Genomic DNA, 14,727 nt, shown 5'->3' on the forward strand with positions numbered 1-14,727 from the left:
TTTGTCAGGAGTTTATCGATGAAAAGGCTAGTGTTGGCCGGCGCGGCCTTGTGTTGCGCCTGCTTTGCGCAGGCGCGGGTGGATTTGGAATACCACGCGGCGGCGCCGAAGGACAATAAAGTCCCCGAGGAGTACCAGAAAAAACGCAGCGCGCTGCGCCACAAGGTGTGGAATGTCGACAGCCTGACGCAGGCCAATGAGCAGGCGATCGCGCGTGAGCAGCTGCGCGAGGCCGCAGAAGCCGCCAAGCGGCAGCAGCATCACCTGGAGCAGCAGCAGAAAAAGCAGCGCTGCCTGCGGAGATACTCGAAAGATCCTCACCGCGAGGCGAGGTGTTACATGTACAACTTCTAGCTTTCAACGTCCGGGCGCTTGCAGCGCCCGGCGTCGTTTATGCCGGGCGACAATGCTCTTTCAGCATGGCGATCGCGTCCGGCTTCAGCTGATACAGATAGACCGGGCGGCCGGTGGCGCCGTACAAAATACGGGTGCCGAGAATGCCGCTCTCCGCCAGATAGATGAGGTACTTGCGGCAGGACACCCGCGAAATGCCGATGGCGTTGGCCAGGTTGTCGGTGGAGAATTCACTGTCGTGCTGCTGTTCTATCCACTCGCACACCGTGCTCAGGGTGATGCTGGTCAGGCCCTTCGGCAGCTTTTTGCTCTCCTGGCCGCCGGGCTGGCGGCGCAGCAGGCTGTCGACGTCGGCTTGCGAAAACTCGCGCTGCGCCAGAAGCTGTGACTGCTGCCGGTAGTGGCTCAGCGCCTCTTTGAAGCGGCTGAACTGGAACGGCTTGATCAGGTAATCCACCACGCCGTAGTGCAGCGCCTTTTGCACCGTGTTCACATCGCTGGCGGAAGAGATGATGATCACATCGGTCTTCTCGCCCAGTTCGCGCAGGCCGGGCAGCAGGTCCAGCCCGTTCTCCTGCTGCATGTAGATATCCAGCAGCACCAGATCGATGCTGACGCTGGCGTCGGCCAGCAGGGCGCGCGCTTGGCTCAGGGTAGCGACCGTCGCCTGGCAGTGAAAACCGCTGACCTGGCTCAGGTAGTATTTGTTCAGCTCTGCCACCATCGGGTCGTCGTCGACAATCAGTACGTTAATCATGGGTTCTGCTCTTGGCCTGATAGGGAAGGTACACGAAAAATTGGGTCAGCTCGCCCGGTTCAGATTCGAAATCGATGCTGCCCCCCAGTTTCTCCAGATGGCTGCGGATCAGCGCCAGGCCAATGCCGCGTCCCGTTCCCTTGGTAGAAAATCCGTGTTCGAAGATGCGCGCGCCGATCGCCGGATCGATGCCGGGGCCGTCGTCGCTGACGATACAGTGTAATTGATCGTCGTGGTGATGGAAGCTCAGGCCGATCTCGTGGCCCTCAACGCCGTCGATGGCGTCGATGGCGTTTTCGATCAGGTTGCCGAGCACGCTGATCAGCACATGGGTGGTTTCCGCATCGTCGGTTTCCGGCAGCAGGCTGGTTTCCTCGATGGTCAGCTCAACGCCGGCTTCGTGGGCGCGGCTGATCTTGCCGATGAAGAAGCCCGCCACTTCCGGCGAGTGAATCTTGCGCAGCAGCGCGCCGATCTCTTCCTGATAGTTGCTGGCGGTATTGATGATGTAGTTTTCCAACTGCTGGTAGGCCTTCATGTGCAGCATGCCGAGTATCACGTGCAGCTTGTTCATAAATTCGTGCGACTGCACCCGTAGCGCATCGGCGTAGTGCGCCATGCCGCTCAGGCGCTGCAGCAGGCGGCTGACCTCGGTCTTGTCGCGGAAGGTGGCGATGGCGCCGGTCACCTGGCCGTTGACGATCACCGGGACGGTATTGGTCAGCAGTTCGCTGCCGTTGAAGTTGATCTGCCGATCGCGCAGCGGTTTGCCGCTGCCCAGCACCTCCGCCAGATGCAGCTGCGCCGGCCAATGCTTGCTGGCGGCTTCCAGCAGCAGGTTTTCCACCGGGCCGCTTTGGCGCAGCAGGCGCTTGGCCTCGTCGTTGACGATGGTGATGCGGGATTCATTATCGACCGCGATCACGCCTTCTTTAATCGATTGCAGCATGGCGTTGCGCTGTTCGAACAGGTTGGAGATTTCGTAAGGCTCGAAACCCAACATGATGCGCTTGAGTGCGGAGACCAGGAAGAAGGTGCCCAGGCTGCCGACCAGCGCGGCGAAGGCGATGGTCCAATAGATGATCCAGCGGCTTTCCGCCACCACCCGCTGCACGGTATCCAGCGCGATGCCGAGCGCCACCACGCCGATTTGCTGTTTCTGCGCGTCATACACCGGCACGAACACCCGCAGCGCCGGGGCCAGCGTGCCGCGGTTGATGGCGCTGTTGACGTTGCCTTGCAGCGCGGGCGCCAGATCGTCGCCGATAAAATGCTTGCCGATCAGCCAGGGTTTGGGGTGCGAATAGCGGATGCCCTGCATATCCACCACCACCACGAACAGCAGCTCGTTTTGATGGCGCACCTGCTCGGCGAAGCGCTGAATGGCGCCGCTTTGGTCGCGCCGCTGCAGACCGTCAACCACCGTGCTGGAGAGCGCCAGCGTATTGGCGACGGCGATGGCTTTCTGCTGCAGCTGATCTTGCCCCTCGCGGCTCATCTGTACGAAAAACAGCGCGAACACCACCAGCAGCACCGAAGCGATGATGGCGGACACCATCAGCGTGATGGAGGTGCTCAGCTTGAGCGGCACCCGTTGTTTTGGCATGGCGGTTCTCCGAATGGCGATATCACGGCGTATTCTAGCGAGGAATGAGGCAAGCTGCAGTTACCGGCAGCAGGTTATAGCATGCTGCCGGGGAGCGGGGGGCTTATTTTAGTTACAAAAGCGGGTCACTGCTGGTGGTAGATCTCCAGCGCCTGTTGGCCGCTGGCACCCTGATGGATGATTGCCATCAACGCACGCACCACCTGCGACGGATTGCTGTGTTGATAGACGTTGCGGCCGTAAACCATGCCGGAGGCGCCCTGGGCCATCAGCGCGGCGGATTTCTCCAGCACCGGCCCCAGCTCCCCCTTGCCGCCGCCGCGCACCAGCGTCGGGCAGCGCGCCGCTTCCACCACGCGGTGGAAATCTTCCACCCGTTCGGTCGGGTCGGCCTTGATGATGTCGGCGCCCAGCTCGCGCGCCAGCCGCACCAGCGGCACGATCTTCTCCACGTCGCCGAGCGAGCCGTAGGCGGCGCCCTGGCCGGCCGGGGCCATCACCAGTGGTTCGATCATCAGCGGCATGGCGTATTGATCGCAGGCGTGGCGCAGGCGGCCGATGTTCTCCACGCACTGGCGGAAAATGCCGGGCTCATCCGGGATCATATACAGATTGACCACCACCGCGGCGGCGTCCATTTGCAGCGCCGCGAGGATCGGCGCCTCCGGGTTGTGCAGCACCGCCCACATTTCGCGGTGGCGCGCGGCGTTATAGGCGTTGCCGACGTCGGTGCGCATCACCAGCGCCGGTTTTTCGCGCTGCGGCGCGCGCTGCAGCAGATCCGCCTGGCCGTAGTTGACCTGAATGGCGTCAGGGCGCGCGGCGATCAGGTTGCCCATCACCCGTTCGATATCTTCCAGGCCGATCAAGAAATCCGGTTCGTTGGCGATGCCGTGATCGATCGCCACATCCAGGCACTTGCCGTTGTTGAACAGGCGGTTCATCCGCACCTTACTGCTGAGCTGCATGTCAGGTCCTCCTGAGATAGGGATATGTCCATTATTGCCGAGTAAGGATGGTCGGGAAACGCGGAAACCGCAAACTGCGTGGCCGCTCGCAGTTTTTGCCGGCGCACGAAAGGGGGACCTTTGCCGGCGGCTTTCATTTCATTTGTTAGATCCGTGTCATGTTTTTGTTAATAAGCCATTCCAAAATGCATGTTTCGCTTGTTTGGGTTAAAAAGTTTCAATAATCTAAATTATGAAATAAACATTTAAAAACGCGCTGATGGTGCCGTTTTCTGTGCCAGGGGTTTATTTCAATTGATTGTTTTTAATCTGTTTTGAGATCTTGATCACCATTTTCCTAACGGCCTTTATACGGCGATAACGCGGTAAATTCGCCGTATCAAAGGGATAACACCGACCGTATTGTTGTTTGAATGTAAAAAATATTTTTCATTAGCTGTCAACCAACAGACCTCTTCATTCTAACGATTAAAGGGTAACGAACATGAAGCTGAAGAAACTGATCGCCGCCTCGGTACTGATGTGCATGCTGCCAGCCAGCGTGTTGGCGAAAGACATCAAGATCGGCGTTTCCATGGCTTACTTCGATGACAACTTCCTCACCATTCTGCGCCAGTCGATGCAAAACAAAATGAAGGCCGACGGTAACGTCAGCGGCCAGTTCGAAGACGCCAAAGGTGACATCGCGCAGCAAATTCAACAAATCGAAAACTTCGTCAGCCAGGGCGTCGACGCCATCATCCTGAATCCGGTGGATACCCAGGGCGTCAAGCCGATGATTAAGCTGGCCGAGAAGGCCAAGATCCCGCTGGTGTTCGTCAACCGCAAGCCGGAAGTGGCGCTGCCGGCCGGCATGGCCTACGTCGGCTCCGACTCCAAGCTGGCCGGCAAGCTGCAGATGGAGGCGCTGGCCAAGTTGATGAACGGCAAGGGCAACGTAATGATCCTGATGGGTGAGCTGTCGAGTGAAGCCACGCGCGACCGCACTCGCGGCGTGGAAGAGGTGGCGGCCAACTATCCCGGCATCAAAATAGTCGACAAGCAAACCGCCAAGTTCTTCCGCAAAGAGGCGGTGGACGTTACCACCGACTGGATTTTGTCCGGCCAGCAGATCGACGCCATCGCCTCCAACAACGACGAAATGGCCATCGGCGCTATTTTGGCGCTGAAGCAGGCCAAGAAATCCGGCGTGCTGGTGGCCGGCGTTGACGGCACGCCGGACGCGCTGGAGTTCATCAAGAAGGGCGATCTGGCGTTGAGCGTGTTCCAGGACGCCAAAGGCCAGGGCGAAGGCGCGGTGCAGACCGCCGTTCAGCTGGTGAAAGGCGAGAAAGTGGAGAGCAACGTGCTGATCCCTTACCAGCTGATCACCCAGGCCAATTACCAGCAATTCGCCGATAAAAACAAGAAATAAGCCTTGAAGCCCGCCGCGGGCGCCGGTGTGGGGCGAGCGCGGCGGAAAACGTGGGTCAGTGCGGAGGTAAGCGGTATGTACCCTTATGTTCTTGAGGCCGAAGGCATCAGCAAGCAGTTCCCCGGCGTCAAAGCGCTGGATAAGGTCTCGATTAAAATCAAACCCGGCAGCGTGCACGCGCTGATGGGGGAAAACGGCGCGGGTAAATCGACGCTGATGAAATGTCTGATCGGCATCTACCATCCGGACGAAGGCTCGATCAAAATCAAAGGTCGGCCGGTCACCTTCAGCGACACGCTGCAGGCGCTGCATTCGGGCATTTCCATGATCCACCAGGAGCTGAACCTGGTGCCCTACATGACGGTGGCGGAAAACATCTGGCTGGGGCGCGAGCCGGCGCGGCTGGGGTTCGTCAACCACGAACAGCTGAACGAACAGACCCGCGAACTGCTGGCGCGGCTGAACATCAAACTGCAGCCGGAAACGCTGGTGGGCGAGCTGAGCATCGCCAACCAACAGATGGTGGAGATCGCCAAGGCGGTATCCTACAACGCCGATGTGCTGATCATGGACGAACCGACCTCGGCGCTGACCGAAGGCGAAGTGGTGCACCTGTTTGCCATCATTCGCGAACTGCGCGAGCAGGGCAAAGGCATCATCTATATCAGCCACAAGATGGATGAGATCTTCGCCATCACCGACGAAGTGAGCATCTTCCGCGACGGCACCTTCATCGCCTGCGACAAAACCGCAAACCTGACCAAACAGTCGCTGATCACCATGATGGTGGGGCGCGAACTGACGCAGATGTTCCCCAAATTCAACAACAATATCGGCGAGGAAGTGCTGCGGGTGGCGGGGCTGCGCCGCAGCGGCTGGTTCCATGACGTGTCGTTCAGCGTCAAGCGCGGCGAGATCCTCGGCGTCGCCGGGCTGGTGGGCGCCGGGCGCAGCGAAGTGATGGAGAGCCTGTTCGGCATGCACCCGGCGGACGGCGGCGAGATCTTTATCGAAGGCCAGGCGGTGAAAGTGGATTCCCCGGCGAAGGCGATCGAGAGCGGGCTGGCGTTCCTCACCGAAGACCGCAAAAAATCCGGCCTGTTTCTGGTGCTGTCGGTGGTCGAGAACATGAGCATCGTCAACCTGTCGGAATACATCGGCAAGAACGGTTTCGTCAGCCACGTGCAGATGGCCAAAGATTGCATGGATCAGATTAAAAAGCTCAACATCAAAACGCCGACCATGGATCAGATCATCAATAACCTCAGCGGCGGCAACCAGCAGAAGGTATTGATCGCGCGCTGGCTGCTGGCGCAGCCGAAAATCCTGATCCTCGACGAACCGACGCGCGGCATCGACGTGGGGGCGAAAGCGGAAATCTACCGCCTGATCAGCGAGCTGGCCAACCGCGGCGTCGCCATCATTCTGGTCTCTTCCGAGCTGCCGGAGATCCTCGGCATGAGCGATCGGGTAATGGTGATGCACGGCGGCCGCATCACCGGCATTTTGGACAAAGACGACGCGGACCAGGAGAAGATCCTGGCGCTGGCCTCAGAATAACGAAGGGTGAACATCATGAGTAACGTAAAGATTGAGAAGCCGCTCTCCGCCGATTCAACGGGCAAGGGAACGCTGTTCTCCGGGCTGAGCGGCAAAATGCCGAAGGATACCGGCATCTTCATCGTGATGATCGGCATCGCGCTGATCTTCGAAATCCTCGGCTGGTACCTGCGCGATCAGTCGTTCCTGCTGAACCCGAACCGCCTGCTGCTGATCGTGCTGCAGGTGGCGATCATCGGCATCATCGCGGTGGGCGTCACCCAGGTGATCATCACCACCGGCATCGATCTCTCCTCCGGCTCGCTGATTGCGCTGACCGCGGTGGTGGCGGCCAGCCTGGCGCAGACCTCGGACAGCATCTCGCCGATGTATCCGGGGTTGCTCGATCTGCCGGCGGCGATCCCGATCGGCGCGGGGATCGGGGTGGGCATCGTCTGCGGCTTTATCAACGGCTTCCTGATCACCCGCACCGGTATTCCGCCGTTCATCGCCACGCTGGGGATGATGGTGTCGGCGCGCGGCCTGGCGCAGTACTACACCAAGGGCAACCCGGTCAGCTTCCTGTCGGACGGCTTCACGTCAATCGGCCAGGGCGCGATGCCGGTGATCATCTTCCTGGTGATTGCGGTGATCTTCCATATCGCACTCAAGCACACCCGCTACGGCAAATACATCTACGCCATCGGCGGCAACATGACCTCGGCGCGGGTCTCCGGCATCAACGTCAATAAGTACCTGGTGACGGTTTATACCATCGCCGGCGGCCTGGCGGGGTTGGCGGGCGTGGTGCTGGCGGCGCGCGTCAGCAGCGGCCAGTCGAGCATGGGGATGTCCTACGAGCTGGACGCCATCGCCGCGGCGGTGATCGGCGGCAGCAGCCTGATGGGCGGCGTCGGGCGCATCACCGGCACGCTGATCGGCGCGGTGATCCTCGGCCTGATCAAAAGCGGCTTCACCTTTATCGGCGTCGATTCTTACATTCAGGACATCATCAAAGGCGTGATTATCGTTGCCGCCGTGTCGATCGACATGCGGCGCAACCGTAAAAAACACTGATTGCCGTGAATTGCCGCCGGCGCCAGGGTTGGCCGGCGGCGTTTTTTTACCGGGGGACACATCATGAATTACCTGAAAGGGCTGTGGCTGGCGGTGGCGCTGTGCGCGTCTACCCCGGCATGGGCGCAAACCATCGGCGTGTCGATGGCCTATTTCGACCAGAACTTCCTCACCATCATCCGCCAGGCGATCGACAAGGAGGCCAAGGCGCGCGGCATCACCGTGCAGTTTGAGGACGCGCGCGGCGACGTCGGCCGCCAGACCGATCAGGTGCAGAGCTTTATCAGCGCCGGGGTGGACGCGATTATCGTCGATCCGGTCAACTCGGCCAGCACGCCAGTGATGACCAAAATGGTCCAGGCCGCCGGCGTGCCGCTGGTGTACGTGAACCGAACGCCGGGCGACGCCAAACTGCCCCAGGGCGTGGTGTTCGTCGGCTCCGACGAGCGGGAATCCGGCACGCTGCAGATGGAAGAGCTGGCGCGGCTGGCCGGCTATCAGGGCAACGTGGCGGTGATGATCGGCAACCTGACCGACGCCGGCGCGCTGCAGCGCACCAAAGACGTGGAGCAGGTGGTGAGCAAGTACCCGAAAATGAAGGTGGTGCAGAAGCAGAGTGCCAACTATTCACGCAGTGAAGGCATGGATCTGATGATGAACTGGCTGACCAACGGCGAAGCGATCGACATCGTCGCCGCCAACAACGACGAGATGGCGATCGGCGCAATCATGGCGCTGCAGCAGGCGGGCAAGGCGGGCAAGAAAGTGCTGATCGGCGGCATCGACGCCACGCCGGACGGCCTCAAGGCGCTGGCCTCCGGCAAGATGCAGGTCACGGTGTTCCAGGACGCGGTCGGGCAGGGCAAAACCTCGGTCGATGTGGCGCAGCGCATGATCAACGGTGAAAAGCTCGAGCCGTATTACTGGATCCCGTTCGAGCTGGTGACGCCGGCCACGATGCAGAAGTATGCGGCCAGGCCGTGAGTTAACCGTCAGATTCGCGTTGCCGGGGCGCTGCTTGCAGCGCCTTTTTTATTGGCGTCAGTTACATGTCCGTTTGCGGCCAGCGCGGCGCGGGATCTTGCTTCACACTGAGGATCTTTAAACCGCGTGAGGATGAGCGATGAACGCATTGAACGGCAAGGTGGCGGTGATCGGCGGCGCCAGTTCGGGGATCGGCAGGGCGGCGGCGCTGCTGTTCGCCCGCCAGGGGGCTGCGCTGGTGTTGGGCGCCCGGCGTGAGCGGCTGTTGGCGGAGCTGGTGGAGGACATTCGGCGCGAGGGCGGCCGGGCGCTCGCGGTGGCGGGCGACGTGCGCGATGAAGCCTTCGCCGAACGGCTGACGGCGACGGCGGTCGACGAATTCGGCGGGCTGGATATCGCCTTCAACAACGCCGGCGCGCTGGGGCCGCTGGGGCCGTCGCTGGCGCTCACCGCGCCAGAATGGCGCGAGGTGCTGGAAACCAACCTGTCCAGCGCCTACTACGGCGCCAAATATCAAATCCCCGCCATGCTGGCGCGCGGCGCGGGCTCGGTGATTTTCACCTCCACCTTCGTCGGCCACACCGCGGCGTTTCCCGGCACGGCGGCCTATGCGGCCGGCAAGTCGGGGCTGATCGGCCTGACGCAGGCGCTGGCGGTGGAGTTCGGCGGGCGCGGCATTCGGGTGAACGCACTGCTGCCGGGCGGCACCGATACGGCGATGGGCCGGCAGATGAGCAATACCCCGGAGGCGCTGGCGCAGGTGGCCGAACTGCACGCGCTGAAGCGGCTGGCGGTGCCGGAGGAGATCGCGCAGGCGGCGCTGTATCTGGCGTCTGACGCCTCCTCATTCGTCACCGGCACCGCGATGCTGGTGGACGGCGGCGTGTCCATCCAGCGCGGCTGAGGCCACGGGCGCCGTGGCCTCAGCGGGCGTCAGAAAGCGGACAGGTGGCGGCGCACGATCTCGCGGCCGATCTCCAGCGAGGCAGTCGCCGCCGGAGAAGGGGCATTGCACACGTGCAGCGAGCGTTTCCCCTGCACGAAATGGAAGTCGTCCACCAGCTTGCCGTCGGCGGTCAGCGCCTGAGCGCGCACGCCGGCCGGGCCGGGCCGAATATGCTGCTCCTGCAGCGCCGGGATCAGCCGACGGGCGTTCTCGGCAAAGCGGCGGCGCGACAGCGAACGGCGCATTTCCGCCAGCCCTTCGCCGAGGTAGTTGCCGGCGATTTTCCAAAAGCCGCGATAGCCGAGCACCTCGCTCAGATCGCGCAGGCTGAAGTCGCATTTGCGGTAGCCTTCGCGTTTGAAGGCCAGCACCGCATTGGGGCCGACGTCGCGTTTGCCGTTATACATGCGGGTAAAGTGCACGCCGAGGAAAGGGAAATCCGGGTTGGGCACCGGGTAGATCAGATGGTTGACCAGGTGGTTTTTCGCGTCGTCCAACACATAGTATTCACCGCGGAACGGCACGATCTTCATGCCGGTTTCGTAACCGGCCAGTTTGGCGATGCGATCGCTGAACAGCCCCGCGCAGTTGATCAGCAGCCGTCCCTCGAAGGTGTCGCCGGCGGCGGTGACGGTGACGCCGGTGGCGTGCTCGCGGAGGGCCTCAACTTGATGGCCGTAGGCGATCTCGCCGCCGCGTCGCACAATGATCTCCGCCAGCTTGGCGGCCACCTCCGCGTAGTTGACGATGCCGGCGTTGGGCACCAGCAGCGCTTCAAGGCCATTGACGTGCGGTTCGCGCTCCCGCAGCTGCGCCTGTGACAGCCGGGTGACCTGCAGGCCGTTTTGCAGGCCGCGCTGATAGATGTTCTCCAGCCGATCCAGTTCGTTTAGCTGGGTGGCGACAATCACCTTGCCGCATTGGTCGTGATACAGGTCGTGTTCGCGGCAGAAGGCGAACATGCTGCGGTTGCCCTGTTTTGCCAACTGCGCTTTCAGGCTGCCGGGCGTGTAGTAAATGCCGGAATGCACCACGTTGCTGTTGTGGCCGCTTTGGTGCGCCGCCGGGCCGCGTTCTTTTTCCAGGATCAGAATGCGCCGCTGCGGATCCGCTTCCTGCAGCGCATTCACCACGCCGAGCCCCACCAGGCCGGCACCGATAACGATCGCGTCGTACATCACGGCTCTTGCTCCTCGTTTTCCAGGCGGCGTAATTTGCCGCGTACGTTGTTCAGATGGCTTTGCATGGCGGCGGTGGCCGCCGCCGCATCGCCGTCGCGAATGGCGATAAACACCCGCTCATGTTCGTCGATCACCCGCTGGCGCTCGGCCTGCCGCCCTAGGTTTTTGCTGAGCGAGTACACCAGCACCCCCAGATACAGCTCGTGCATGTTATCGAGGATCTGCACGAAAAAGGGGTTATGCGAAGCCTGCATGATGGCGCGGTGGAACAGGTAGTCCTGCCGATAGCCGATCTGGCCGTCGTGCAGCGTACAGTGACGAAAGGCGAGGTGCGCCTGTTCGATCGCCTGCAATTCCTGTTCGGTACGGCGCTCGGCGGCCATGCGCGCCGCCTGCTGCTCCATGACCTCGCGCATTTCCAGCAGCGCTTCCACCTCGCGGTGGTCGGCTACCTCCATCACCAGCGGTTCGTATTTGCTCAGCAGCGAATGCTGTTCCACCCGGTGGCCGCCGCCCTGGCGTGAGGAGATGATGCCGCTGACCTCCAGCACGCCGAGCGCCTCGCGCACCGGCACCCGGCTGACGCCGAACGCGTCCGCCAACACGTTTTCCGACGGCAGCTTCTCGCCGACCGGAAAGGTGCCGTCGTTGATGCCGGCTTTCAGCTGCGCCAGCACCTGATGAGAGGCTTTCTGGCGCGTGACCTTGCGGATCATGACGCGCCTCCCGGCAGCGCGGCGCGCTGTTTATAGCGCAGCAGGTGCATGGCGGCGGCGGCGGCGATCAGGGCCGCACCGCCCAGATCGGTTATCAGGCCCGGTTTGATCAGTAAAATCGCCGCCGCGGTAAACAGCACCCGCTCCAGCCAGTGGGTCTTTATCAGCCAGAAATTGGCGCTGGCGATCGACAGGGCGTAGATCCCCACCAGCGCGCTGATCACCATATGCAGCACCGACAGCGGGTTGAGATCGTCGCCCTGCATCAACAGCATCGGGTTGTAGACCAGAATGAACGGGATGATAAAGCCCGGCAGCGCCAGCCGCACCGCGTCCCACGAGGTTTGCATCGGATCGGCGCGGGCGATGCTGGCGGCGGTGTAGCTGGCCAGCGCCACCGGCGGCGTGATGTTGGACAACGCACCGAACCAGAACACGAAGAAATGCGCCGCCAGCGGCAGCACGCCGGCTTTGATCAGGATCGGCGACACAGTCACCGCTACCACGATGTAGAGCGCGGTCGAGGGTAGCCCCATGCTGAGCACGATGCACACCAGCATCACCACCAGCAGGATCATCCACAGGGTGTTGTCGGTCATGGCGACGATGTTGAACGCCAGCGTGGAGCCGATGCCGGTCATGGTCACCACGCAGATGATTACGCCGATGGCGGCGCAGGCGATGGTGACCTGGATCGAGCCGCGCGCCGCGTCATTCAAGGCCCGCGCGATTTTTTTCGGCGTCATGCGCACCGAACTGTCGGGGGTGAGCCAGCTGGCGACGATGATGGCAATGATGCCGAGGAAGCCGGCATAGATCGGCGTTTTGCCCAGCAGCAGCGTGCCGATGACGATGACGAGCGGGAGCAGCAGCAGCCCGCGCGCCTTCAGCACCGCGCGCACCTGAGGGATGTTCTCCTTGTTGATGCCTTTTAGGCCCTGTTTCTTGGCTTCCAGATCGATAGCCATGATCAGCGCGGCGTAATAGAGCAGCGCCGGCACGATGGCGGCGATGACGATGGTGGTGTACGAGATGCCGAGGAAGCCGGCCATGATAAACGCCGCCGCGCCCATGATGGGGGGCATGATCATGCCGCCGGTGGAGGCGGTGGCTTCCACGGCGCCGGCGAAGCGGGACGACAGCCCGATGCTTTTCATCAGCGGAATGGTGAAGGTGCCGGTGGTGGCGACATTGGCCACCGCGCTGCCGCTCAACGAGCCGGTCAGTGCCGACGAGATCACCGCCACCTGGGCCGGGCCGCCGCGGCGGCGTCCGGCGGCGGCCAGCGCCAGATCGTTGAACAGCGCGGTTGCGCCGCTGACGCTGAGAAAGGCGCCGAACAGAATAAACACCACGATGGCCGTGGAGGCGGTGGACAGGGTGATGCCGAAAATCCCCTCGCCGGTCATGAACAGCCGATACAGCAGGCGTTCTACCGAGAAGCCCCCGTGGCCGAAGATGCCCATGAAGTATTGCCCGAACAGCGCATAGAGAATGGCGAAGCTCGCCAGGCCGGGGATGAAATAGCCGGTGGTGCGCCGCGCGGCTTCGAACAGCACGCCGATACCGATCGCCGCCATCACATAGTCGGTGGCGTTGGGGATGCTCTTGCGCACCACGTGCAGATCGAGGTAGTTAACGTAGAAATAGCCGTAGCTGACCAGCGTCAGGATGATGAACAGATAGTCCCAGCGGTTGAAGCTGCGGGTGGCGTACCGGGCCGAGAAGGGGAACAGGATAAAGCCCAGGATCAGAATGCCGCTCAGGAAAGTGGTGTTGCGGTAGAACTCCTGCGTGTTGGACAGCGCGTTGGCGTAGATGGCATAGGCGGAGATGGCGATCGCGAGGACGGTTGCCAGCTGCAAATAGACGCCGCTCAGCGGCCGGTTGCCGGCGCCGGCTTCTTTGTCCAGATCGACGGCGGGCTGCGGTGAAGAAGAGTGAGTGCTCATACGTCCTCCTGGATTAGGGGTTGGCGGCCAGCGCGGCGGCTTCCGGCGGGATCAGATAATCGGGTATCTCGACGCCGGCTTCGCGGTAGTAGCGATAGGCGCCGAGGTGCAGCGGCACGGAAACGCCTTTCAGCGCATTTTCCAGCGAGATGTATTTGGCCGAGCTGTGTACCTGGTGCACTTCCGGCAGGTTCTCGAACATCGTTTTGGTCAGGTCGTACACCAGCTTTTCATCGAGCCGGCTGAGGGCCACCAGAATATTGGGCTGTGCGATGGTGGCGACCGCCTTGGGCTGGCGCGGGTAGGTCTCCGCCTTGATGTCGAAGCGGAACCAGGAGTTGGCGATGGCGTTGATGCTGGCCAGCTGTTCGTCGGTGACTTCCAGGATGCGTGCCGGCACGCCGCTGGCATACATATCGGTGACGGCGGCGGCCGGCACCCCGGCGGGCAGGGCGCCGCCGTCCAGGCGCCCGTCGCGCATCGCGGAAACCGTGTCGCCGTAGCCGAGGTATTCCGCCGACAGCGACTTCTTGGTCAGGTTGACGCCCTGCAGGATGATCATCGTCGACTGTTCGGTGCCGCTGGCCTGCGGCCCGACGGAAAAGCGCGTGCCGGCGATATCGTTCAGCGTGCCGTCTTTCACCCGGCTTTCCAGCATCACGAAGTGTTCGACGTTGGGCCACAGCATGGAGATGGAGCGCAGATCGCCGTAGGCGCGGCCGTCGAAGTTACGCACGCCCTGATAGGCTTCGACGGCGATCAGGCTTTGCAAAATCGCCAACTGCGCCTCGTCTTTTTGCAGCAGGTCGATATTCTCGATCGAGCCGGCGGAGGATTGGCCGGTGACCTGTATCCCCTGGTGCTTCAGCCGGTTGCTCCAGACGTTGGCCAGCCCGACGCCCATCGGATAGTAGGTACCGCCGGTGGAGGCGGTGGCGACGGAGAGGAAGGTTTTATCGGCGTTTTCCGCTTTGCCGGCGATGGCCAGCAACGCGGCGCCGGCCACGGCGCAGGTAACAAGCAACGTTTTGATTTTTCTATTTTTCATTATTTTCCCCAGCGGTTTTTTTGAAACAAATAGAAAACATTTACGCAAACTTGTATACAACATGGCAGCTTTATTCACCTAAAACGCAGTGCTTGATTTGTGATCTGAGTGGGCGAAAATTGAACGGTGCGGCGGGGGGGGCAGAAATGAAAAACCCGTGGCCGGGCGCCACGGGCATGCGGGGG

General features: G+C 61.8%; 13 protein-coding genes. 6 read left to right on the forward strand and 7 right to left on the reverse strand.

Annotation, left to right across the window (positions count from 1 at the left end):
- Window positions 1–18: 18 nt before the first annotated feature.
- Window positions 19–354, forward strand: a complete 336-nt coding sequence (locus C3F38_RS12250; protein ID WP_055317571.1) for a hypothetical protein — start codon at window positions 19–21, stop codon at window positions 352–354.
- Between the two features lie 37 nt (window positions 355–391).
- Here the strand turns inward: C3F38_RS12250 and dcuR are convergent, their stop codons facing one another.
- The 3 genes from dcuR to C3F38_RS12265 form a co-directional block, all read right to left on the reverse strand.
- Window positions 392–1,111, reverse strand: coding sequence for a two-component system response regulator DcuR (dcuR, locus tag C3F38_RS12255; RefSeq protein WP_038875679.1), 720 nt, complete (start codon window positions 1,109–1,111; stop codon window positions 392–394).
- Window positions 1,104–2,717: a sensor histidine kinase gene (locus C3F38_RS12260; RefSeq protein WP_055317570.1), complete on the reverse strand. Its 1,614-nt coding sequence runs from the start codon at window positions 2,715–2,717 to the stop codon at window positions 1,104–1,106. The genes dcuR and C3F38_RS12260 overlap by 8 nt, the downstream gene beginning before the upstream one ends.
- Before the next feature lie 125 nt (window positions 2,718–2,842).
- Window positions 2,843–3,685 carry a class I fructose-bisphosphate aldolase gene (locus C3F38_RS12265; protein WP_047727766.1) on the reverse strand — a complete coding sequence of 281 codons (843 nt, stop codon included), beginning with the start codon at window positions 3,683–3,685 and terminating at the stop codon, window positions 2,843–2,845.
- Between the two features lie 484 nt (window positions 3,686–4,169).
- Here C3F38_RS12265 and C3F38_RS12270 point away from each other — a divergent pair, with 484 nt between their 5' ends.
- From C3F38_RS12270 to C3F38_RS12290, 5 genes are all read left to right on the forward strand, one after another.
- Window positions 4,170–5,099, forward strand: coding sequence for a sugar ABC transporter substrate-binding protein (locus C3F38_RS12270; RefSeq protein WP_033642730.1), 930 nt, complete (start codon window positions 4,170–4,172; stop codon window positions 5,097–5,099).
- 75 nt (window positions 5,100–5,174) lie between these two features.
- On the forward strand, window positions 5,175–6,659 hold the full coding sequence (locus tag C3F38_RS12275) for a sugar ABC transporter ATP-binding protein (RefSeq protein WP_038875672.1): 1,485 nt from the start codon (window positions 5,175–5,177) through the stop codon (window positions 6,657–6,659).
- A gap of 15 nt (window positions 6,660–6,674) precedes the next feature.
- Entirely contained in the window at window positions 6,675–7,715 is a 1,041-nt protein-coding gene (locus tag C3F38_RS12280; protein WP_038875862.1) for an ABC transporter permease, read from the forward strand.
- 63 nt (window positions 7,716–7,778) lie between these two features.
- Window positions 7,779–8,699 carry a sugar ABC transporter substrate-binding protein gene (locus tag C3F38_RS12285; RefSeq protein WP_055317569.1) on the forward strand — a complete coding sequence of 307 codons (921 nt, stop codon included), beginning with the start codon at window positions 7,779–7,781 and terminating at the stop codon, window positions 8,697–8,699.
- 139 nt (window positions 8,700–8,838) lie between these two features.
- On the forward strand, window positions 8,839–9,603 hold the full coding sequence (locus C3F38_RS12290) for an SDR family oxidoreductase (RefSeq protein WP_047727762.1): 765 nt from the start codon (window positions 8,839–8,841) through the stop codon (window positions 9,601–9,603).
- A 29-nt stretch (window positions 9,604–9,632) separates the two neighbouring features.
- Here C3F38_RS12290 and lhgO read toward each other — a convergent pair whose 3' ends face one another.
- From lhgO to C3F38_RS12310, 4 genes are read right to left on the reverse strand one after another with little or no spacing between them, the layout of a single operon-like run.
- Window positions 9,633–10,823, reverse strand: a complete 1,191-nt coding sequence (lhgO, locus tag C3F38_RS12295; protein ID WP_055317568.1) for an L-2-hydroxyglutarate oxidase — start codon at window positions 10,821–10,823, stop codon at window positions 9,633–9,635.
- Window positions 10,823–11,542 (reverse strand): FadR/GntR family transcriptional regulator, encoded by a 720-nt coding sequence (locus C3F38_RS12300; protein ID WP_047727760.1) that lies wholly within the window; start codon window positions 11,540–11,542, stop codon window positions 10,823–10,825. The genes lhgO and C3F38_RS12300 overlap by 1 nt, the downstream gene beginning before the upstream one ends.
- The gene (locus C3F38_RS12305) at window positions 11,539–13,494 is read right to left on the reverse strand and encodes a TRAP transporter permease (RefSeq protein WP_057523687.1); all 1,956 of its coding nucleotides are present in this window, start codon (window positions 13,492–13,494) and stop codon (window positions 11,539–11,541) included. The genes C3F38_RS12300 and C3F38_RS12305 overlap by 4 nt, the downstream gene beginning before the upstream one ends.
- A gap of 13 nt (window positions 13,495–13,507) precedes the next feature.
- Entirely contained in the window at window positions 13,508–14,542 is a 1,035-nt protein-coding gene (locus C3F38_RS12310; RefSeq protein WP_048233451.1) for a TAXI family TRAP transporter solute-binding subunit, read from the reverse strand.
- Window positions 14,543–14,727: the final 185 nt, after the last annotated feature.

Source organism: Serratia sp. SSNIH1, from assembly GCF_002935055.1.
Classification (GTDB): Bacteria; Pseudomonadota; Gammaproteobacteria; order Enterobacterales; family Enterobacteriaceae; genus Serratia; species Serratia nevei.

Coding starts and splice junctions, on each gene's coding strand:
- C3F38_RS12280 (WP_038875862.1), top strand. CDS start 6,675: ATGAGTAACGTAAAGATTGAGAAGCCGCTCTCCGCCGATTCAACGGGC.
- dcuR (WP_038875679.1), bottom strand. CDS start 1,111: ATGATTAACGTACTGATTGTCGACGACGACCCGATGGTGGCAGAGCTG.
- C3F38_RS12270 (WP_033642730.1), top strand. CDS start 4,170: ATGAAGCTGAAGAAACTGATCGCCGCCTCGGTACTGATGTGCATGCTG.
- lhgO (WP_055317568.1), bottom strand. CDS start 10,823: ATGTACGACGCGATCGTTATCGGTGCCGGCCTGGTGGGGCTCGGCGTG.
- C3F38_RS12285 (WP_055317569.1), top strand. CDS start 7,779: ATGAATTACCTGAAAGGGCTGTGGCTGGCGGTGGCGCTGTGCGCGTCT.
- C3F38_RS12290 (WP_047727762.1), top strand. CDS start 8,839: ATGAACGCATTGAACGGCAAGGTGGCGGTGATCGGCGGCGCCAGTTCG.
- C3F38_RS12260 (WP_055317570.1), bottom strand. CDS start 2,717: ATGCCAAAACAACGGGTGCCGCTCAAGCTGAGCACCTCCATCACGCTG.
- C3F38_RS12310 (WP_048233451.1), bottom strand. CDS start 14,542: ATGAAAAATAGAAAAATCAAAACGTTGCTTGTTACCTGCGCCGTGGCC.
- C3F38_RS12250 (WP_055317571.1), top strand. CDS start 19: ATGAAAAGGCTAGTGTTGGCCGGCGCGGCCTTGTGTTGCGCCTGCTTT.
- C3F38_RS12300 (WP_047727760.1), bottom strand. CDS start 11,542: ATGATCCGCAAGGTCACGCGCCAGAAAGCCTCTCATCAGGTGCTGGCG.
- C3F38_RS12305 (WP_057523687.1), bottom strand. CDS start 13,494: ATGAGCACTCACTCTTCTTCACCGCAGCCCGCCGTCGATCTGGACAAA.
- C3F38_RS12275 (WP_038875672.1), top strand. CDS start 5,175: ATGTACCCTTATGTTCTTGAGGCCGAAGGCATCAGCAAGCAGTTCCCC.
- C3F38_RS12265 (WP_047727766.1), bottom strand. CDS start 3,685: ATGCAGCTCAGCAGTAAGGTGCGGATGAACCGCCTGTTCAACAACGGC.